This is a genomic window from Butyricicoccus intestinisimiae, assembly GCF_018918345.1.
Taxonomy (GTDB): domain Bacteria; phylum Bacillota; class Clostridia; order Oscillospirales; family Butyricicoccaceae; genus Butyricicoccus_A; species Butyricicoccus_A intestinisimiae.
This window is the reverse complement of sequence record NZ_JAHLQI010000002.1, coordinates 147,516-167,439: the sequence shown is the minus strand read 5'-3', so window position 1 is coordinate 167,439 and position 19,924 is coordinate 147,516. Positions and strand designations below refer to the sequence as shown.

Annotated in this window: 19 protein-coding genes and 2 tRNA genes; 15 read left to right on the top strand and 6 right to left on the bottom strand. The window is 55.0% G+C overall.

Going from position 1 to position 19,924, the window contains the following annotated elements:
* The first annotated feature begins 25 nt into the window (after positions 1-25).
* Both KQI75_RS04170 and KQI75_RS04165 read left to right on the top strand, forming a co-directional pair.
* The gene (locus KQI75_RS04170) at positions 26-592 is read left to right on the top strand and encodes a manganese efflux pump MntP (RefSeq protein WP_216469912.1); all 567 of its coding nucleotides are present in this window, start codon (positions 26-28) and stop codon (positions 590-592) included.
* Between the two features lie 131 nt (positions 593-723).
* The gene (locus KQI75_RS04165) at positions 724-1,407 is read left to right on the top strand and encodes a GTP pyrophosphokinase (protein ID WP_216469476.1); all 684 of its coding nucleotides are present in this window, start codon (positions 724-726) and stop codon (positions 1,405-1,407) included.
* A 52-nt stretch (positions 1,408-1,459) separates the two neighbouring features.
* Here KQI75_RS04165 and KQI75_RS04160 read toward each other — a convergent pair.
* A tRNA-Leu gene (locus KQI75_RS04160) sits at positions 1,460-1,543 on the bottom strand.
* A gap of 189 nt (positions 1,544-1,732) precedes the next feature.
* Between KQI75_RS04160 and KQI75_RS04155 the strand changes: the two genes are divergently transcribed.
* From KQI75_RS04155 to KQI75_RS04105, 11 genes are all read left to right on the top strand, one after another.
* A complete protein-coding gene (locus KQI75_RS04155) occupies positions 1,733-3,070 on the top strand; it encodes a hypothetical protein (RefSeq protein WP_216469475.1) in 1,338 nt (445 codons plus the stop codon).
* Between the two features lie 43 nt (positions 3,071-3,113).
* Positions 3,114-3,800 (top strand): response regulator transcription factor, encoded by a 687-nt coding sequence (locus tag KQI75_RS04150; RefSeq protein WP_216469911.1) that lies wholly within the window; start codon positions 3,114-3,116, stop codon positions 3,798-3,800.
* Between the two features lie 6 nt (positions 3,801-3,806).
* Positions 3,807-5,381: a sensor histidine kinase gene (locus tag KQI75_RS04145; protein WP_216469474.1), complete on the top strand. Its 1,575-nt coding sequence runs from the start codon at positions 3,807-3,809 to the stop codon at positions 5,379-5,381.
* On the top strand, positions 5,382-6,332 hold the full coding sequence (locus KQI75_RS04140) for a DUF1385 domain-containing protein (protein ID WP_246566388.1): 951 nt from the start codon (positions 5,382-5,384) through the stop codon (positions 6,330-6,332).
* Positions 6,329-7,180 (top strand): peptide chain release factor N(5)-glutamine methyltransferase, encoded by an 852-nt coding sequence (prmC, locus tag KQI75_RS04135; RefSeq protein WP_216469473.1) that lies wholly within the window; start codon positions 6,329-6,331, stop codon positions 7,178-7,180. The genes KQI75_RS04140 and prmC overlap by 4 nt, the downstream gene beginning before the upstream one ends.
* 19 nt (positions 7,181-7,199) lie before the next feature.
* The gene (gene recA, locus KQI75_RS04130) at positions 7,200-8,381 is read left to right on the top strand and encodes a recombinase RecA (RefSeq protein WP_216469472.1); all 1,182 of its coding nucleotides are present in this window, start codon (positions 7,200-7,202) and stop codon (positions 8,379-8,381) included.
* Between the two features lie 2 nt (positions 8,382-8,383).
* Complete coding sequence (locus KQI75_RS04125) at positions 8,384-8,887, top strand: regulatory protein RecX (RefSeq protein WP_216469471.1); 504 nt, start codon at positions 8,384-8,386, stop codon at positions 8,885-8,887.
* Positions 8,877-10,214 carry a 30S ribosomal protein S12 methylthiotransferase RimO gene (gene rimO, locus KQI75_RS04120; protein WP_216469470.1) on the top strand — a complete coding sequence of 446 codons (1,338 nt, stop codon included), beginning with the start codon at positions 8,877-8,879 and terminating at the stop codon, positions 10,212-10,214. Before KQI75_RS04125 ends, rimO begins: the two co-directional genes overlap by 11 nt.
* 80 nt (positions 10,215-10,294) lie before the next feature.
* Positions 10,295-10,861, top strand: coding sequence for a CDP-diacylglycerol--glycerol-3-phosphate 3-phosphatidyltransferase (gene pgsA / locus KQI75_RS04115; RefSeq protein WP_216469469.1), 567 nt, complete (start codon positions 10,295-10,297; stop codon positions 10,859-10,861).
* Between the two features lie 17 nt (positions 10,862-10,878).
* Positions 10,879-12,294: a cysteine--tRNA ligase gene (gene cysS, locus KQI75_RS04110; protein ID WP_216469468.1), complete on the top strand. Its 1,416-nt coding sequence runs from the start codon at positions 10,879-10,881 to the stop codon at positions 12,292-12,294.
* A gap of 206 nt (positions 12,295-12,500) precedes the next feature.
* Positions 12,501-14,024, top strand: a complete 1,524-nt coding sequence (locus KQI75_RS04105) for an SH3 domain-containing protein (RefSeq protein WP_216469467.1) — start codon at positions 12,501-12,503, stop codon at positions 14,022-14,024.
* Between the two features lie 78 nt (positions 14,025-14,102).
* On the opposite strand, the gene KQI75_RS04100 is transcribed toward KQI75_RS04105, so the two are convergent.
* Positions 14,103-15,731, bottom strand: a complete 1,629-nt coding sequence (locus KQI75_RS04100) for a M15 family metallopeptidase (RefSeq protein WP_216469466.1) — start codon at positions 15,729-15,731, stop codon at positions 14,103-14,105.
* 246 nt (positions 15,732-15,977) lie between these two features.
* Between KQI75_RS04100 and KQI75_RS04095 the strand changes: the two genes are divergently transcribed.
* Positions 15,978-16,319: a hypothetical protein gene (locus KQI75_RS04095; RefSeq protein ID WP_216469465.1), complete on the top strand. Its 342-nt coding sequence runs from the start codon at positions 15,978-15,980 to the stop codon at positions 16,317-16,319.
* Positions 16,320-17,026: 707 nt separating this feature from the next.
* Here KQI75_RS04095 and rpsR read toward each other — a convergent pair.
* From rpsR to rpsF, 3 genes are read right to left on the bottom strand one after another with little or no spacing between them, the layout of a single operon-like run.
* Complete coding sequence (rpsR, locus tag KQI75_RS04090) at positions 17,027-17,278, bottom strand: 30S ribosomal protein S18 (protein ID WP_087018745.1); 252 nt, start codon at positions 17,276-17,278, stop codon at positions 17,027-17,029.
* Positions 17,279-17,302: 24 nt separating this feature from the next.
* Positions 17,303-17,806 (bottom strand): single-stranded DNA-binding protein, encoded by a 504-nt coding sequence (locus KQI75_RS04085; protein ID WP_216469464.1) that lies wholly within the window; start codon positions 17,804-17,806, stop codon positions 17,303-17,305.
* A gap of 16 nt (positions 17,807-17,822) precedes the next feature.
* The gene (gene rpsF, locus KQI75_RS04080) at positions 17,823-18,116 is read right to left on the bottom strand and encodes a 30S ribosomal protein S6 (RefSeq protein WP_216469463.1); all 294 of its coding nucleotides are present in this window, start codon (positions 18,114-18,116) and stop codon (positions 17,823-17,825) included.
* A 171-nt stretch (positions 18,117-18,287) separates the two neighbouring features.
* On the opposite strand from rpsF, the gene KQI75_RS04075 reads away from it, so the two are divergent.
* Positions 18,288-18,362 (top strand) — tRNA-Thr (locus KQI75_RS04075).
* Positions 18,363-18,542: 180 nt separating this feature from the next.
* On the opposite strand, the gene KQI75_RS04070 is transcribed toward KQI75_RS04075, so the two are convergent.
* Complete coding sequence (locus KQI75_RS04070) at positions 18,543-19,919, bottom strand: tyrosine-type recombinase/integrase (RefSeq protein WP_330655515.1); 1,377 nt, start codon at positions 19,917-19,919, stop codon at positions 18,543-18,545.
* Positions 19,920-19,924 lie beyond the last annotated feature (5 nt).

The following is a 19,924-nucleotide window of genomic DNA, read 5'->3' as shown; positions in this document are numbered from 1 at the left end:
TTTATTTTTTCCAGCAAAAGGAGCGCTGCACATGAGTTTTTTGGATTTGTTTGTCATCGCCGTGGGTCTGTCCATGGACGCCTTCGCCGTGTCTGTCTGTAAGGGGCTGTCCGTGCGGCAGCTAAAATTTTCGCACGCCTGTACCGCCGGTGTGTACTTCGGCGGCTTTCAGTTTCTGATGCCGCTGCTCGGCTATGCGCTCGGCGTCCGGTTCCAGCAGTACATCACGAGCATTGACCACTGGATTGCCTTTGTGCTGCTCGCCCTCATCGGCGCGAACATGATCAAGGAATCGCGCGGGGAGGCGGAGCAGCTCAACGATTCGTTCTCGTTTTGGACGATGCTCCCGCTCGCCGTTGCGACGAGCATCGACGCGCTGGCGGTCGGCATCACGTTTGCCTTTTTGCAGGTTTCCATCTTGCCCGCCGTGACGGTCATCGGATGTACGACGTTTGTGCTGTCCGCGGTCGGCATCAAAATCGGGCATGTGTTCGGCACGCGTTATCAATCGCGCGCGGAGCTTGCCGGCGGCATCGTGCTGATTGCCCTCGGATGTAAGATTTTGCTCGAACATCTCGGAATTCTGGGATAAGGAAAACATTTACAGTCTCGTTACAGTTTGGTCATGCACTGGTCGTTGACGCCTGCGGGCGGGGATAGTATACTAACTATACTGAAAAACCTACAGCATGTGACAAAAAACACAGGATTGGAAGGATAGATATGGCTGAGAATAAATCGGAATGGGGCACCCAGCTGATCGCGGCGGCGCCCAAGCGGGCGGACCCGTCTCTGGACCCGTTCAAGCAAATGATGTCGTATTACCGCTGTGCGGCGATGGAGGTCGAGACCAAGTTCCGGGTGCTCGACGTGCAAATGTCGCTCAACCGCGAAAACAACCCGATTGAGTCCATCAAGACGCGGCTGAAAAGTCCGGAGAGCATCTTTGAAAAGCTCAAGCGGCGCGATTTGCCGATGACGCTGAGCGCCATCGAGGAAAACCTCAATGACATCGCCGGTGTGCGCGTCATCTGCTCGTTTCCGGAGGACATTTACCTGCTCGCGGATGCGCTGCTGCGGCAGGATGACATCACGCTGATTGAGCGGAAGGACTACATCCAGAACCCGAAGCCGAACGGATACCGTAGCCTGCACCTCATTGTGGAGGTGCCGATTTTCCTGCGCAACGAAACCAAAAGGATGCGCGTGGAAGTCCAGCTGCGCACGATTGCGATGGACTTTTGGGCGAGTCTGGAGCACAAGCTGCGCTACAAAAAGGGCTTGGAGGACAGCGAGGACTATCAGGAGATTTCCCGCCAGCTCAAAAACTGCGCGGAAATCAGCGCCATGCTCGACCGGTTGATGGAGAACATCCGCGGGCAAATCGAGGGCGGGCGCGAGCTGTAAACGCGAAAAAAAATACTCCCTGTGCCGGTGGCATAGGGAGTATTTGCTGTTTTGGTGCGGATAACAGGACTTGAACCTGCACGGGAAACCCGCTAGAACCTAAATCTAGTGCGTCTGCCAATTCCGCCATATCCGCATAGCGTACTTATCGTAGCACACGCCGCTCCGTGTTGTCAAGAAAAACCTGCCCGCGGGTATGGCGGAAAGAGGAAATTTGTCGGGGCAGGTGTGTTCAAATACCGGAAAATATGCTACAATAACAGTACTTGTGAGTACACGAACGATGGGCGGAATCAGGCGCCCGCGAGATAAAGGAAACAGAATGATGAAACGACTCAAAAACGCAATTGCGCTGCTGCTGTGCACGGTGCTTCTCAGCGGCTGCCAGATCATCTCCGCCGGAGATGACCTGCTGCAGACGCCCAAGCCGTCGCAGGAGTACACGCTGCTGCAAAATCAGCTGGAACAAATCATGGGCACCACGATGACCTATTCCGCGCCGCAGAGCGGCTCGTACCGCAACGCCGTGACCTTTGCCGACATTGACGGCGAGGACGGCAAGGAGGCCATCGCCTTCCTGCGCGACGAGTCCGGCGGCAAAATCTACGTCTATGCGTTTACCAAGGACGGCGATTCGTATCAGGAGCTGGGAAGCGTAGAAGGCCCCGGCACGGCAATCGGCGCGATGGACTTTATCCGCATCAAGGACGGAGACCAGCGGCTGTTCACGCTGACGTGGACGCTGGCGAGCGGCGTCGGCAAGGGTTTGACCGTGTACAGCATTCAGGACGGCAAGCTCCAGGAGCTGCTCGACACGACGTGCACCGACTACACCATCGCCGATCTGGATCAGGACGGCACGGAGGAGCTGTTCACGCTGTCGTATGAGGGCGCGGGACGCAAGATTGCACAGGTGTATTCGTATGCCGACAAGCAGATGAGCCTGCTGTCACAGGCGTATGCGTCGCAGGACGCCCAGACCGTCGCCAACCTGCAGGCGGGACAGCTGAGTCCGGACGGCACGCAGGCGGTCTTTGTCGACAACAAAATCGAAAATGACAACGGCATGCAGACGGATATTTACGTGCTCGACCAAAAGAACACCACGCTGCGCAATTTGTCGCAGAACTCCGGCACATCGACGTACCGCGCCACCACGCTGTATTTCTGCGAGGACATCAACGGCGACGCCGCGATTGAGGTGCCGCAGCCATCGCCGGATGCGCCGGACGCGGTGCATGTGACCGACAACGTGCTCGGCGAGGCGAGCAGCTCGGACATCAACAGCCTGATGGACTGGTATCAGTTTGACAGCAGCGGACAGGCGCAGCTGGCGCTGACCACCTATAAAAGCCCGACAGAGGGCTGGATGTTCAAGCTCCCGTCGGCATGGCGCGGGAACGTAACCATCAGCACAAACAGCGGAACCGGCGTCAACCAGACCGTATTCACGCCGAAGGGGAAAACCGCGCCGCTGCTGACCATTTATGTCTTTACCGGCGACGGGCGGGAGAACAAGGCGAAGCAGCAGGGTCTGATTGACCTCGGCTCGACGTCGGATATCAGCTACGCTGCCAAGCTGGGCAGCGCGGACAGCGAGCTGGCGCTGTCCAAAAAACAGTTGGAAGATGCATTCGGCGTGATTATGAGCGAATGGTCATAACACGCACGGATTGGTGAGGAAAAAGGAGAATCAAACGACTATGATGACGCGAAAAGTTTTGGTGCTGGAGGATGAAGAAAATATCCGCGCCTTTGTGGTAATCAATCTCAAGCGCGCAGGCTACGAGGTCGTGCAGGCGGGCAGCGGCGAGGAAGCACTGGAAAAATATCAGGAAAACACCGATGTCGCGGTGTGTATTTTGGATGTCATGCTGCCGGGCATTGACGGCTATGAGGTGTGCCGCACGCTGCGCAGCGAGGGGTACGAGGGCGGCATCATCATGCTGACCGCCCGCACGCAGGAATCCGACAAGGTCACCGGTCTGATGACCGGCGCGGATGACTATGTGACCAAGCCGTTTTCGGTCTTGGAGCTGACCGCCCGCGTCGATGCGCTGGTGCGCCGTCTGGGTCTGCACTCGTTTACCGCGGAGACCATCCAGAGCGGCGAATTTTGTCTGGACATGCGCGCCAGAGAGCTGAAAAAGAACGGCAAGCGCGTGGATTTGACGCAGGTGGAATTTTCACTTATGAAAACCTTCTTGGAAAACCGCGGCAGAGCGATGGACAGAGAAGAGCTGCTCGGCGCGGTCTGGGGCAAGCACTATTCCGGCGAGCTCAAGATTGTCGACGTCAACATTCGCCGTCTGCGCATCAAGGTAGAGGACGATCCGGCATCTCCGCGCCACATCACGACCGTGCGCGGCTTTGGCTACATGTGGAAGGATTAAGGCTCTATGGATAAAAAAGTAACTGCGGATACCAGAGAGCTGCCTGATATTTCGCAGGAATTTAAGGCAAAAAAAGACGGGGACGGCGGTCCGCGCGAGATACGCGTGCAGCACGCGCACGGCGGCCTGAAGGGGCGCTGGACGATGAACTCCATGACCATCATCATGGCGGCGCTTGCGATTGTGACCATCTTCGTGACGACGCTTTCCGCCAGCTATTACTATAATAACATCCGGCAGAATCTGTACACGCGCGTCACGCAGTCCGCGAGCTTTATCAACCGGTTTCTCAACTCCAGCTACGACCAGTTTTTGTCTGCGAGCGAGTCGTTCGTGGCGAATATGGAGGACAAGGACAAGCTGGAAATTCAGATTATCTCCAGCGCGGGAAATATTCTGTCGTCCTCGTCCTCGTTTACAACCATCGGCTCGGCACCGGGCACCAAGGACACCGCGCAGTGTCTGGAGCAAAACGCGACCATCGTGTGGATGGGCAGGGACAGCGTGTCCGGCGAGCGCGTCATCTCGGCGTCTGCGCCGCTGGTTGACACCAACAACAATCTGATTGGCTGCGTGCGCTGCATCTCCTCGATGGCACTGGTGCAGCGGCAGATTATCGTCATTGTGCTGGCGTGTCTGCTGCTCGGCGCGTTTTTTGCGCTGGCTGTCGAGCTGTCCAACCGGTACTTTATCAAGTCGATTGTCGAGCCGGTCATGAAAATCAATATCATCGCCAAGGAAATCGCGGCGGGCCGTTACGGCATGCGCCTGCACAAGGTGTATGACGATGAAATCGGCGATTTGTGCGACACCATCAATCATATGTCCGAGGAAATCGGCAAGGCGGAGCGCATGAAAAATGACTTTATCTCGTCGGTTTCGCACGAGCTGCGCACGCCGCTCACCGCCATCGGCGGCTGGAGCGACACGCTGATTGCGGGCGGCGCGACGGATCCGGAGGAGGTCATCATGGGTCTCGGCATCATCCAGAAGGAGAGCCGCCGCCTGACCCAGATGGTCGAGGAACTGCTCGACTTTACGCGTCTGGAATCCGGCCGCATGAAGCTGAATATGGAGCTGTTTGACGTCGGTGCAGAGCTGTACGAAGCGGTGTACATGTACGAAAACATGCTGGAAAAAGAAAACATTCAGCTGGAATACGACATTCCGGATCAGATGTGTCCGGTCAACGGCGACCGCCACCGCATGAAGCAGGTGTTCCTCAACATCATCGACAACGCGGCGAAGTACGGCAAGAGCGGCGGACGCATCCGCATCACGCTGTCGCGTGACAGCTACACCGTGATGATTGAGGTGCGCGACTGGGGCGTCGGCATCAAGGAGGACGAGCTGCCGTTCGTCAAGGAGAAGTTCTACAAGGGCAGCTCCAAGCAGCGCGGCAGCGGCATCGGCCTTGCCGTCACGGATGAGATTGTCCGTATGCACGGCGGCACGCTGAACGTTGCCAGCATTTACGGCGAGGGCACGACGGTGACGATTACGCTGCCGCTCGCCAACACCGAAACGCGCCCTGCGCAGCTGGAACCCGAGGCGCAGGAGCAGGAAGAGAAGGAGTCTTAGTTGAGCAAAGCATCACAACGGGTTGTGCACAAAACAACCATCGGCGGCCAGTCGATTTTAGAGGGCATCATGATGAAGGGACCGCGCAAGACGTGCACGGTCGTGCGCAAGCCGGACGGCGGACTTGCCATAGAGGAAAAGCCCTATACGCCGCTCAAGGAAACGCATAAAATTGCCGGTGTGCCGGTCATCCGCGGCTTTGTCCTCATGGTGCAGTCGCTGATTGAGGGCTTTCAGGCGATTGATTATTCGTCTAAAATTCTGCTGGAGGACGAGGAGGACGAGCAGCCGTCCAAGCTGGAGCAGTGGTTCAAAGACCGCTTCGGTGACGGGCTGGTGGAATCCGTGCTGTATTTCCTGTCCATTCTCATCGGCGTGGGTCTCGCAGTCGGGCTGTTTATCCTGCTTCCGGCGCTCGTGACCGGCTTTCTGCCGGACAGCACGGCGCACTGGGGCAGAAATCTGCTGGAGGGCGTGCTGCGCATTGTCATTTTTATCGCGTATATGGCGCTCATGAGCCTGATTCCCGACATGAAGCGGACATTTCGCTATCACGGCGCGGAGCACAAGACGATTTACTGCTATGAAAAGCAGCTGGAACTCACGGTGGAAAACGTCCGCGTCCAGCCGCGCGAGCATCCGCGCTGCGGCACGAGCTTTTTGTTCGTGATTATGATTATCAGCATTTTGGTGTTCTCCGTCGTGACGGCGGAGAGCAGAATCATGCAGCTGGTGCTGCGCCTTGTGCTGCTGCCGGTTGTCATCGGTCTGAGCTATGAGGTCAACCGGTTTGCGGGCAGACATGACGGCGTGCTGTCGAGCATTTTGCGCTGGCCGGGCATGATGCTGCAGCACATCACGGTTTTGGAACCGGATGACAGCATGATTGAAGTGGCAATCGAGGCACTGGAGCGCGTCATTCCGGACGACAAGCAGGAGGACGCATGGTGAGTATTTGGGATGCGTATGTGTCCCTGCGGCAGGCGCTGACCGACATCGGCGTGGAGGAAGCCGAGCTGGAGGCGCGCGAGCTGGTCGCGTTCGCCCTGCACGGGCAGGCGAAGCACGCGCGCGCTTGGCGGGAGCTGCCGCTGGACGCGGAGACGAGAGAACAGCTGCACGTGCTGTTCGAACGCAGAAAGCAGGACGAGCCGCTCGCGTATATTCTGGGCGAGTGGGATTTTTACGGCAATCGGTTTGTCGTGACTCCGGATGTGCTCATTCCGCGCGGCGACACCGAATGGCTGTGTGATGCGGCGGTACAGGCGGCAAAGCGGCAAAAGCAGCCCAAAATCTTGGATTTGTGCTGCGGCAGCGGCTGTATCGGTCTGTCTGTCGCGCTCGCCGTGCCGCAGGCACAGGTGACGCTGGTGGACTGCTCGGAGCAGGCACTCGCCGTCGCGCGGCGAAACGCCGCGCTGCACGGCTTATCTCAGCCGCGCGTGACAATCACCGCGGGAGATGCCTTGCGTCCGAACAGCATTCATGATATATTTACTATCATCGTTTCCAATCCGCCGTACATCACGGCGCAGGAAATGACCGCGCTCGACCGCAGCGTGGATGCGTATGAACCGCATCTGGCGCTGTACGGCGGCGCGGACGGACTGGATTTCTATCGCGCGATGGCGCAGCGTCCGGCATTTTCGCTGGCGTCCGGCGGTCTGCTGTTTGCGGAATGCGGCTGGAAGCAGGGTGAACAGGCGGCGCAGCTGTTCCGGCAGGCGGGATGGAAAAACGTCCATCTGCGCGAGGATCTCGCAGGCATCCCGCGGATTATCTGCGCGGAAAAATTTTAACGACAGCAGGAGGCAAATCATGGCGAAGAAAAAAGCATTGCCTACCGTTACGGTAGCAACCGATAAAAAGAAGGCGCTGGATCAGGCGCTGGCACAGATTGAAAAGCAGCACGGCAAAAACGCCGTCATGTTCCTCGGTCAGGAGGTCGAGCAGGAGGACAAGGACGTCATCTCGACCGGCTCCATCGGTCTGGACATGGCACTGGGCATCGGCGGCCTGCCGCGCGGCAGAATCATCGAGATTTACGGACCGGAATCGTCCGGTAAAACCACCCTCGCCCTGCACGCGATTGCATCGGCACAGGCGGACGGCGGCATTGCGGCGTTTATCGACGCCGAACACGCGCTGGATCCGTCGTATGCGGCGGCGCTCGGCGTTGATGTGGACAGCCTGCTGGTATCGCAGCCGGACAGCGGCGATCAGGGCTTGGAAATCGCCGAGCAGCTGGTGCGCTCGGGCGCGCTGGATATCATCGTCATTGACTCGGTAGCGGCACTGGTTCCGCGCGCGGAAATTGAGGGCGAGATGGGCGATTCGTTCGTCGGCCTGCACGCCCGTCTGATGAGTCAGGCGCTGCGCAAGCTGGCGGGCGTCATCGCCAAGTCCAAGTGCGTGGCAATCTTCATCAACCAGCTGCGCGAAAAGGTCGGCGTCATGTACGGCAATCCGGAGGTAACCACCGGCGGCCGCGCGCTCAAGTTCTATTCGTCCGTGCGCATTGATGTGCGCCGCGTTGAGTATCTCAAGGACGGAGACCGCGCGATTGGCAGCCACACGCGGGCGAAAATTGTCAAGAACAAGATGGCGCCGCCGTTCCGCGAGGCGTATTTTGACATCATGTACGGCGAGGGCATCTCGCGCACCGGCGAGCTGCTGGACTTGGGCGTGGATTATGAGCTGATTAAAAAGGGCGGCGCGTGGTTCACCATCAATGAGGAGCGCTTCCAGGGCAGAGACAACGCCAAAAAGTATCTGGCAGAGCATCCGGAGGTTGCAGACGCGCTGGAGGCACAGATTCGCGAGGCGATTCAGGAAAACCGCGAAAAAGCCAAGCAGGAGCGGCAGGCACATGCGGCACAGCGCCGCACCGCCAAGCCGAGCGCCGGCGAGGACGAGCAGCAGACACCGGAGGAAGCACCGCAGAGACGGTCTGCCGCGGTTTCCATTGACGCGGATGACTTCGGCGACGATGATATTTAAGTATGCCGGCGATGTGTGACGAACAACAGTATCGGGATGCAGAGGTCGCGGCGGCTGGGATGCTCAGCCGCCGCCCGTTGTCTGCGGCGATGCTGGAAAAAAAACTATTGGACAAGGGCTTCGCGCCGGAGGCCGCAGACTATGCGGTGCAGCGCATGCGCCTGCTGCGCGCGATTGACGACGAGGCGTATGCCGAAATGCTCATTCGCTCGTATCGAAACAAGGGCTACGGCGCGCTGCGCATCCGGCAGGAGCTGTATCAGCGCGGCGTGCCCAAGGACACGGCGGCGCAGCAGCTCCGGCACATGGAGCCGAATTGGGGAAAAATGCACGCGCTGCTGGAAAAAAAGCTGCGCGGCGATGTCTCGGACAGAAAAGAGCGCGAAAAGGCGATGGCGGCATTGCAGCGCCGCGGATTTACGTTTTCCGAAATCAAAATCGCCATGGACAACTACCGCGCCGAATTGCAACAACAGCAGGAGGAAGAAGAATTTTATGTCGATTAAATTGGGTATGATCTCGCTGGGCTGTGCGAAAAATCTCGTGGACGGCGAGCACATGCTGGCACAGCTGGCGGATGCCGGTGTGACCATCGTGGATGATGTGGCGGAGGCGGATGTCGCCGTTGTCAACACCTGCGGCTTTATCGAGTCCGCCAAGCAGGAGGCCATCAATACGATTTTGGAGACGGCACAGCTCAAGCAGACCGGTTCGCTGAAAGCTCTGATTGTGACCGGATGTCTGGTGCAGCGCTATCCGAAGGAAATTGTCGAGGAGCTGCCGGAAATTGACGCCGTGCTCGGCACAGGCAGCTATACCAACATTGTCGATGCCGTGCGCGCCGTCATGCAGGCGCCGGGTACGGTATATCAGAACTTTGGTCAAATCAACGAGGCGGAGATGGAGGGCGGCCGCATTTTGCTGACGCCGGGCTATTCCGCGTACCTGAAAATCGCGGAGGGCTGTGACAATCACTGTGCGTACTGCGTGATTCCGTCGCTGCGCGGCAAGTTCCGCTCCCGCGCGATGGAGGACGTGCTCAAGGAGGCACAGGCGCTGGCAGATGCCGGTGTGCGCGAGCTGATTATTGTCGCACAGGACATCACGCGCTACGGCATGGACTTGTATCACGAACACAAGCTGTCCGAGCTGCTGCATGAGCTATGTAAGATGGATTTCACTTGGGTGCGCCTGCACTATCTGTATCCGGATGAAATCACGGATGATATGATTGAGACGATTGCACAGGAGCCGAAAATTGTCAAGTATCTGGACATTCCGATTCAGCACGTCAACAACCGCATTCTGCGCGCCATGCACAGACGCGGCGATGCACAGTTTTTGCGTGAGCTGTTTCACAAGCTGCGCCGCGAAATTCCGGGGCTTGTGCTGCGCACCAGCCTGATTGTCGGCCTGCCGGGTGAAACCGACGAGGAATTTGAGGAGCTGTGCGACTTCCTGCGCGAGATGCAGATTGAACGCGCAGGCGTGTTCTGCTATTCGCCGGAGGAGGGCAGCGAGGCTGCCGAGATGCCGGATCAGATTGATGAGGAGCTGAAAAACGAGCGCCGCATGATTATTGAAGAATTGCAGTCGGATGTGCTCGACCAGTTCGCCGCGCGCATGCAGGGACAGCTGCTCGACGTGCTGTGCGAGGGCTGGGACGGGGAGACCGGTCTGTACTACGGCAGAAGCTATGCCGATTCGCAGGACATTGATGCCCGTGTGCTGTTTGACAGCACGTTCTCCGTTGAGGAGGGCGACTTTGTGCCGGTGCGCATCACCGGTGCGCAGGGCGCAGACCTCACCGGCAGCACGGAGCGCGCACAATAACGGTTGACACGTTCGGACAGAGACCGTATAATAATTTTTGCGGACACTTTCCGCAAATTGAAATAAGGATGGGACAAGTTATGACACTTGCGAATAAGATTACGTTGGCGCGCATTGCGCTGATTCCGTTTTTCGTCATCTTTGCGACGATTGGCGGAATGACCTGTGATGTCATCGCGCTGGTGCTGTTCTGCGTGTGCAGCTTTACCGACTTTCTTGACGGCTATGTGGCACGCAAATATCATCAGGTGACGGATTTTGGCAAATTTGTCGATCCGCTCGCGGACAAGCTGCTCATTTGTGCGGCAATGGTCATTTTCATTGACCGCGGTCTGATGGCAGGCTGGATGGTATTTATCATTCTCGCCCGTGAATTTATCATCACCTCGCTGCGCACGATTGCCGCGATGAAGGGCACCGCAATGGCTGCCGCATGGTCGGGCAAGGTAAAGACCTGCGTACAGATTGCAGGCGTGATTCTCATTTTCCTGTGCACCATTGTCACGGGCGCACAGAGCCTGCACGATGCGTTTCTCATTTCGCTGTGCGGCTGGGTTATGATGGCAATTACGCTGTATTCCGGCTATGATTACCTGCACCGCAACTGGAATCTGGTTGCGGAGGGTGCAACCAAACCAAAAAATTAAAGGGGAAGGATGCTATTATGAAACTGTATAACTCGATGACGCGCAAAAAGGAAGAGTTTGTCCCGCTGGAGCCGGGCAAGGTCAAGATGTACTCCTGCGGCCCGACTGTGTACAACTATTTCCACATCGGCAACGCGCGCCCGTTCATTATTTTTGATACGCTGCGCCGCTATTTTGAGTACCGCGGCTATGACGTCAAGTTCGTGCAGAACTTTACGGATATTGACGACAAAGTTATCAAGAAGGCAAATGAGGAAGGCGTGACCTATGACGTCATCGCTGACCGCTACATCAAGGAATACTTTGTCGATGCCAAGGGTCTGGGCATTCATCCGGCTACCGTGCATCCGCGCGCAACCGAGACCATGGACGCGATTATTGACATCGTCAAGACGCTGATTGACAACGGTCATGCCTATGTCGCAGCAAACGGCGACGTGTATTTCCGCACCAAGAGCTTTCCGGAATATGGCAAGCTGTCGCATCAGCCGCTGGACGAGCTGCAGGCAGGTGCCCGCATCAGTGTCGGCGAGCAGAAGGAAGACCCGATGGACTTTGCCATCTGGAAGGCAGCCAAGCCGGGCGAGCCGAGCTGGGATACGCCATGGGGCAGCAAGGGCCGTCCAGGCTGGCATATCGAGTGCTCCGCAATGGTCAACAAGTATCTGGGCAAGACCATTGACATTCACTCCGGCGGCAAGGATCTGATTTTCCCGCATCATGAAAATGAGATTGCACAGTCTGAGTGCGCAAACGGCTGCACATTTGCCAATTATTGGCTGCACAACGGCTTCCTGACCATCGACAACGAGAAGATGTCCAAGTCCAAGGGCAATTTCTTTATGGTGCGCGATGCCGCCAAGGTATACGGCTATGAGACCATCCGCATGTTCATGCTGTCCGGTCACTACCGCAGCCCGATCAACTACTCCGAGGAGTCGCTGATTATGGCAAAGAACGCGCTGACTCGTCTGTACACCGCAGCGGAGAACCTCCAGTTCCTGCTTGACCATCAGACCGGCGACACGATGACCGCTGACGAGCAGGCAAAGGTACAGCATTTGCAGCAGTACCGCCAGAAGTTCATGGACGCGATGGACGACGACCTGAACACCGCAGATGCACTGGCTGCGATTTTCGAGCTGGTTCGCGAAATCAACACCGAGGTCAAGGATCCGGCTTGCACCCACGCCTTTGTACAGGCTTGTTTCGATCTGATGATGGAGCTGTGCGGCGTGCTCGGTCTGGTTGACCATCTGGAAAAGAAGGACATTGACAGCGAGGTAGAGGAGCTGATTGCACAGCGCGCCGCTGCCAAGAAGGCAAAGAACTTCGCAGAGGCCGACCGCATCCGCGATTACCTGCTCAACGAGAAGGGCATTGTCATCAAGGATACCCGTCAGGGCACCCAGTGGAGCTACAAAGAGGATTAAATCGGAATAAAACAACAGCCGCTCTGGAGACAGAGCGGCTGTTGACTTTTTTTGTAAAAATGACAGAATGATAACGAAAATAACAGAACAATGACAGTTCTTAAGAAGATATAAAAATATATCAAAATCTCTTGCATTTGTCACCCGATGGTGCTATGATTCTAGGCAAAGAAAACAGACAGATTTGTTTAGAAGGAGCGATTGATATGGATAGAAATATAAAGAAAAGAGTGCTGGCACTTGGCGCATCCGCCTGCCTGCTGTGCTCCGGCGGAGCATTCGCCGCAGAACCGGCACAGAATCCGAATACAGCTGCACCGGCGGCGGTTGCCGGTGCACAGAGCCAAAATGTGGCGGCTTCCAAGACCGTATATGTCAAAACCGACCTCAATGTGCATGAACAGCCGGATGCTTCGTCCAAGGTGCTGGGCACGCTGAAAAAGGATACCGCTGTCGTTGTCACCGAGGAAAAGTATGGCTGGTACACCATCACATTTAACGGACAGACCGGTTACATCAGCGCAAAATATACGACAGAAACCGACCCGTCGACACCGACACCGACCCCGACACCGGAAACCAAGACCGTGTACACCACGGAGAATTTGAAGGTTCGCGCACAGCCGAACACCAGTGCAGAGGTACTTGGCACGCTCAAAAAGGGCACCAAGGTAGAAACCTACGGTCTGAAAGACGGCTGGTATGAAATCAAGTACGAGGGCAAGACCGGTTACATCAGCGCAAAGTATACGACAGAAACCGACCCGTCGACACCGACACCGACCCCGACACCGGAAACCAAGACCGTGTACACCACGGAGAATTTGAAGGTTCGCGCACAGCCGAACAACAGTGCAAAGGTACTTGGCACGCTCAAAAAGGGCACCAAGGTAGAGACGTATGGTCTGAAAGACGGCTGGTATGAAATCAAGTATGAGGGCAAAACCGGCTACATCAGCGCAAAATATACGACAGAAACCGACCCGTCTACACCGCAGCCGTCTCCGTCACCGGTACTGACTGTGTACACCAAGGAAGATCTGCGCGTTCGTGCAAAGCCGGACAACACCTCGACCGTACTGGGTGTGCTCAAAAAGGGCACAGCAGTAAAAACACTGGATGAGATCAACGGCTGGTATCTTATCAAGTACAACAATCAGGACGGCTATATCAGCAAGGCATATACCACAACGGAAAAGCCAAGCACAACCGTCAAATTCACGGATGTTTCCGAGAATGATTGGTTCTATGAGCCGGTTATGTGGGCAGTATCCAACAATATTACTGCCGGTGTCAGCGAAACCAAGTTTGCACCGAATCAGACCTGTACCCGTGCACAGGCAGTGATGTTCCTGTGGAATCAGGCAGGCAAGCCGGTTGTTTCGAGAAAGAATAGCTTCAAGGATGTCAAGAGCTCGGATTGGTATTACAATGCTGTTCAGTGGGCAGTATCCAAGGGCATTACCAACGGTACATCCAAGACGACATTCAGCCCGAGCAAGACATGCAACCGTGCAGAAATCGTTACGTTCCTGTGGAATCAGGCAGGCAAGCCGTCTGTATCCGCCAGCAATCCGTTCAAGGATGTCAAGAGCTCGGATTGGTATTATAAGGCTGTTCAGTGGGCAGTCAAGAAGGGCGTGACCAGCGGCACATCCAAGACGACATTCAGCCCGACCAAGGCATGCACTCGTGCACAGATTGTGACCTTTATGTATCACAATCTGTAAACAGGCACAAAAAAATTGCAGATTTCGCCAAAACAGCTCCCCGAAAAGGGAGCTGTTTTTTTGCTTTCTGCTATCATATTACGTTCCAAAATACGAGAAATGCATATAGTCCTTTTTGCTGTTCCACGTACCGCCCCAGCCAAAGCCGTATTTGGCAAAGATGCGAACCACTTCGCCGTTTGCCGGAATGGAATACGCATCCTCTCCCGGCTTCCAATATGAACCGGTCAGCGGTGCGCCGGACTTGGTGCACATATAATTTTCTTCCCAGTTGATGTCAATCGCTGTGCCCAGACAATGCTCAGACGAAGAACCATCGCCGCGCCAATTGTATCCGCCCAGTGTATGAATTGGGAATCGTTCCTTGCCCGCATAGATTTCCGCAAAAATCTGCTGCACCGAGCTTGCCAGCGCTTCATGTACCTGTAAATACTTGGTGCGCGTGACCTTGTTGCCGTTGCTGTCAAAATCCCAGACCTGTACGGCAATTTCTACCTGATGCTTCTTTGCTTCTGAAGCACTTGCATATTTGTGATAGCTGGCACCTGCGCCGAAAATACGCATCACTTTATCGCTGTAGCTCTCACCGGCATACGTCATACCTGCCGGAATTGTGGATGAAATGACAGTTTCATCGGTCTGTGTCCCTGTCGTGTCCTCAGATGCAAAACCCTGTGCCGGAACGGTATACGTATATGTCCGTGTCTCCGGCATGAGCAGAGAGGTTTCCGGCTGTGCAGCATCCGCCGTGACTGTCAGCTGTGCCGTGCTCTGTGCAGAGGCGAGCAGCTTGCCCTCACAGTCAAAGCCGTCTACCGACCAATACCAAATGCCCGGCTGATTTTGAATTTCCTCCGGCAAGGCATATTCCTGTGCGCCGCTGCCTGTCGAAGCGGTCTGCTCGACATATACCGGCTTTTGTGAAAAGTCATTATTTTGATAAAAATACAGCAAATAATAATCCGCACCGCTGCCTGTCCAGCTCACTGCCTGTGTGCCGGAATGCATAGCAATCGTGCTGACATCTCCTGTCGTGCTGTTTGCGCCGCGTCCGGTATGTACTGCTGCCGCCGCGCGATACGTCAAAATAGATGCCTGTTCTGCCGAAATCGGTTCGCCAATGCCGAGCAGATTGTCACCAATGCCGCCTGTCAAGCCCTGCCGCACAAAATAAGCTGTGCCTTCCCGTGCCCAGTCCGGCACATACGCGCCGTCTGTATACGAATACAGTGCTTCTGCAATCTCATTTTCTGATAACTCTGTACCGCTGTCCGCTGTTCGCACCGCCTGATACAGCATGGCTAGCAGCTGCTGACGATTGGCAAGCTCCCGCGGCGCAAAGGTACCGGTTTCCTCCTGCGTCAAATTGAGCAGCCATGCCTCTTGTACATCGGCACTGTTTGTGTCGGTAAATGGGCACACACTGCGCTTTGCACTGTCACGGCTCATCAAATCGGTATACGCAGTGTCTGTCAGTGAGGCATACAGCCGCACTGACAGAGAACACATCTGTTCTTTGGTGATAGACGCAGCTGCCTGCTGTCCGTTCATGCTGTCCGGCAAGAGAGCAGCCCGATCCGCTGCGGAAATCACGGTTTTGGCGGTTTCCGATGTTTGTTTCAGGTCAACCGCTTGTGCCTGCGGTGCACCCATCAGGCACACACTCAGTGCCACGGCAGCCGCACAGCCCAACCATGGATAATTCATAGAGCTGATACCACTCCTTCTGTAACATAAGTTTCCTCTAACTTAGTATAGCACATTTGGTTTGTCAAAGGGCAGCGAATCACAAAAAATACACAATTTTTTTACTCCTCAGCGGCACAAGAAATTCTGCATGATACCGGTGCTGTCCCGCAGAGTTTTTTTGCATTGTATGTATTCCTTGATTATGGTATACTAGTTACATTGATTCTGTACAATTTGTACAAAAAAGACAGGAGCTGTTTTGGTATGAAAAAAATCAGCACACGAAACGCCATCTTGGCAGGCATTTTCGGATGGGTTTCCTTTCTGCTGGCAGACAGTATTTGCTTCACCTTGCTGATAATGAAGGTTTCCTGGCAGCCGGCGGCGGTTGTCTCTGCGGTCATCGGTGCCATGGCGGCGCGCTGGATTTCTTATAGCTTTGCACGCAGCAAAGCGGTCGGCTTTTGCATTGCATTTGTTGCGCTCACTGCCGCCGTGCAGTATTTCATGGGCTACAGCGGCATGACGCTTTCCGCGCTCATCGCGGCAGTGTTCCTCACCGTGTTCTGGCTCGTCGGACTGACGGCAAGGCAGCCGGAGGCATGAAGCAGTATAAGCCCTCTCTGTCGCTGCGCGGAAACCCAAAGCCTTCCTCCCTGAGGAAGGTGGCACGGCGCAAGCCGTGACGGAAGGAGCAACACGCGGGCAGGTCTGCGCAAGAGTTTGCCTGATGCGGCATGTGTGCAGTCCGCACTGGCTTCTCGGCTCTCCCTTTGGGAGAGCTGGCATTTGCGCCAGCAAATGACTGAGAGGGCAGCACGCAGACAAGTTCGTGTCAGAGAAAATTTGAAAAGCCATGTCAGCTGATTCCTGCCATCTCTGTCGCTGCGCGACATCTCTCCCAAGGGGAGAGACAAGTTTGGGCTGCGCGGAAACCCAAAGCCTTCCTCCCTGAGGAAGGTGGCACGGCGCAAGCCGTGACGGAAGGAGCAACACGCGGGCAGGTCTGCGCAAGAGTTCACCTGATGCGGCATGTGTGCAGTCCGCACCGGCTTCTCGGCTCTCCCTTTGGGAGAGTTGGCATTTGCGAAGCAAATGACTGAGAGGGCAAAAAGCTGGCAAATTCGAATCAGGGCAAATTTGAAAAGGTGCGTTAGCTGGTATCAGCCCTCTCTGTCGCTGCGCGACATCTCTCCCAGAGGGAGAGACAAGTTTGGATTGTGCGTAAGGCAAAAGCCCGCTGCGCACAACAAAAAAGAACACATCGCATGATGTGTTCTTTGATGGTATCCTGATATAATAGGGGATTGAAATTACTCTGCAGTATACGGCAGCAGAGCGATGTGACGAGCACGCTTGATAGCCTCGGTCAGCTGACGCTGATGCAGGGCACAGGTACCAGTCATACGGCGCGGCAGGATCTTGCCACGCTCAGACATGTATCTCTTCAGCTTTGCTACGTCCTTATAATCAATAGCCTCAACCTTATCTACACAGAAAGAGCAAACCTTTCTGCGGCGACGGCCGCCGCGATTGGGGCGATATTCTCTTTTTTCTTCAGCCATTGTCATAACCTCCTTGTTCGATAATCAAAACGGAACTTCGCCGTCATCATCGGAAATTTCAGCAAAATCCGAATTGCCTGCCGGCATATCAAAGCTTGGTGCAGGAGCGGACTGCTGCGGAGCAGCATACGGATTCGGATTCTGATATCCGCCGTTCTGCGGGTAGCCACCATTGTTGTTCGGATAGCTTCCGCCGCTCTCACGGGAACGCTTGGACTCGCCAAACTGTACCTCGTCTGCGACAACTTCGATTGATGTGCGGTTGTTGCCGTTCTTGTCTTGCCAGCGTCTGGACTGGATGCTGCCTACTACAACAATCATCTGACCCTTGGTGAACCACTGCGAAACAAATTCTGCGGTGCGTCTCCAAGCGACAATGTCAATAAAATCCGTCTGACGCTCTCCGCCATTGTTGCTGTAATTGCGATCAACAGCGATAGAGAACGTGACAACCGGAATATTGCTCTGTGTGTAGCGAAGCTCCGGATCGCGGGTAAGGCGACCCATAAGAATTGCCTTATTCAGCATATTCTGTCACCAATCCTTAGTCTTTGCAAACGATGATGGAACGCATAACGCCATCGGTGATCTTGTAAACACGATCCAGCTCAGCCGGGAAAGACGGCAGAGACTCGAACTCGATCAGGGTGTAATAGCCCTCACGCAGGTCGTTGATCTCATATGCCATTCTACGCTTGCCCCAGTCATCAACAGATACAACAGTACCGTTGTCAGCGATCAGAGCCTTGAACTTTTCCACGATAGCGGTGATTGCTTCCTCACCAAGATTCGGGTTGACAATGAAAATTGTTTCGTACTTACCATTTACCTTTGCCAATTTAAGCACCTCCTTCTGGCCTTTGGCCCACACCTTTGTGTGAGCAAGGATACTTTACCAGTATAACGCTTTTTGCGGGTTTGTCAAGGGTTGATTCCAAAAAAAACAAAAAATATTTTAAAAATTTATCTTGACGCACGGCTGTATGCTGTGCTAAAATACAATACAGATGCTAATGTGGCTCAGGGGTAGAGCAGCTCACTCGTAATGAGCAGGTCGTCGGTTCAAATCCGACCATTAGCTCCATCTGAAACCGCCTGTTTCGTAAGAAGTGGGCGGTTTTTTGTATTTTCAGAGAAACTATATTTTAGAAACTGTCGGCTTTGTCCCTTATTTGTCCCTTATTGCCTTTAAAAACTGCCGTTTACCGAGCAAAAATCAAGAGCACGCAACACCGAGAATCATTCGGGCTGTGTGCTCTTTTTTCTATGCCTGCTTGGCGTGCAGCATTCGCTCCAATGTGTCCGCTGCTGCCGCGTTTGCGCTTTGAATGGCGTGGCTGTATACCTTGGTTGTTGTGGCAGGTGTGGCATGTCCTAAGCGGTCTGCGACTGTGGTTAGGGGAACACCGCCAGCAATTTGCAGTGTGGCGTTTGTGTGCCGCAAGCTGTGAATGTGAATCGGCGGGAGGTCGGAACGAGCAATGAAGCTGTGGAACCATTTGGTTACACTGTCGGGATTGATGGGTAAGCCGTCCGCCTGCGTGAACAAGCGCGGATGCTCTGCCCATGCCGGATTCCATGCCGTGCCCAGCTTGAGCCGTTGTTCTGCCTGATGCGCTTTGTATATCCGCAATGTGGACAAGACAGAAGCCGATACCGCAACAGCACGTTGAGAACTGGTATTCTTGGTCAAATCCTCAATAATGCCTTGCTTGGGAATGTATTGAGAGGTTCTCCGAATATGAATCAAGGCATGTTCAAAATCAATATCTGACCATTCCAGACCGCACAATTCCGCACGGCGCATTCCGGTGAAAATCAACAGAGAGACCATGACGCGGTGCACTTCGGTTTCCTGCTCCATGAGCTGCAGCAGATGGGCGGTTTGCACCTCATCCAGATAAACCGCTTCTTTTGGCTCTGGCTTAGGAAGCTCTGCTCGTTCTGCCGGATTGCTGACAATGACTTGCCATTTGACGGCTTTCGTCAAGATAGAAGAAATCACGCTGTGATACTTCCGAATGGTTGTCGGGCTGAGAGCTTTTGTACTTTGCGGACAAGTAAATAGCTGATTTACTGGTATATCAAGGGCTTTGCTCAGCCGTTCCGCGCTTTCTTGGGCAATCGCCCGCCCGTTATAGGCTTCTCGCAGCGTGCCGACACCAAGACCGGAACACGCAGCCAAATGCTTTTGTGTGAATCCGGCGGCTTTGGCAAGCTGGCGAATATCTGCACACGGAACAGCTTTACCATCTGCCCGCACGCCTGCCGCTGCCAGCTGCTTATAGAAAGCGGTTAAGTGGGCGGGCTTGAGCTTGTCTATGCGAATGTGACCGATTGCGGCATTGATGCGCGGCATCAGCTGCTTGTATCCATGCAGCGTGCGCGGTCTCAGATTGGTATTGCCGTAGTCGAGAAAAAAACGCTGGGCAAATTCTTCAAATTTGACCGAAGAGGAGAGCACAAGTCCGGTTTGTATTTGCTGTTCAAACAAAACAGCGGCTTTCATGGCTTCTTTGCGGGCTTTGGTGGGTGACATTCCGGCGGGCGGGTTCCATGTTCTGGTGTGAACGATTTGTTTCCCGTCCGCAGTATATCCCTCATATGCCTTTAATAGATACGATTTGCCGCGCTTTCTCACTGTTG

Coding starts and splice junctions, on each gene's coding strand:
- KQI75_RS04095 (WP_216469465.1), top strand. CDS start 15,978: ATGAAAAAAATCAGCACACGAAACGCCATCTTGGCAGGCATTTTCGGA.
- KQI75_RS04100 (WP_216469466.1), bottom strand. CDS start 15,731: ATGAATTATCCATGGTTGGGCTGTGCGGCTGCCGTGGCACTGAGTGTG.
- pgsA (WP_216469469.1), top strand. CDS start 10,295: ATGACACTTGCGAATAAGATTACGTTGGCGCGCATTGCGCTGATTCCG.
- KQI75_RS04125 (WP_216469471.1), top strand. CDS start 8,384: ATGCCGGCGATGTGTGACGAACAACAGTATCGGGATGCAGAGGTCGCG.
- rimO (WP_216469470.1), top strand. CDS start 8,877: ATGTCGATTAAATTGGGTATGATCTCGCTGGGCTGTGCGAAAAATCTC.
- KQI75_RS04105 (WP_216469467.1), top strand. CDS start 12,501: ATGGATAGAAATATAAAGAAAAGAGTGCTGGCACTTGGCGCATCCGCC.
- recA (WP_216469472.1), top strand. CDS start 7,200: ATGGCGAAGAAAAAAGCATTGCCTACCGTTACGGTAGCAACCGATAAA.
- KQI75_RS04165 (WP_216469476.1), top strand. CDS start 724: ATGGCTGAGAATAAATCGGAATGGGGCACCCAGCTGATCGCGGCGGCG.
- KQI75_RS04145 (WP_216469474.1), top strand. CDS start 3,807: ATGGATAAAAAAGTAACTGCGGATACCAGAGAGCTGCCTGATATTTCG.
- cysS (WP_216469468.1), top strand. CDS start 10,879: ATGAAACTGTATAACTCGATGACGCGCAAAAAGGAAGAGTTTGTCCCG.
- rpsR (WP_087018745.1), bottom strand. CDS start 17,278: ATGGCTGAAGAAAAAAGAGAATATCGCCCCAATCGCGGCGGCCGTCGC.
- KQI75_RS04085 (WP_216469464.1), bottom strand. CDS start 17,806: ATGCTGAATAAGGCAATTCTTATGGGTCGCCTTACCCGCGATCCGGAG.
- KQI75_RS04150 (WP_216469911.1), top strand. CDS start 3,114: ATGACGCGAAAAGTTTTGGTGCTGGAGGATGAAGAAAATATCCGCGCC.
- KQI75_RS04155 (WP_216469475.1), top strand. CDS start 1,733: ATGAAACGACTCAAAAACGCAATTGCGCTGCTGCTGTGCACGGTGCTT.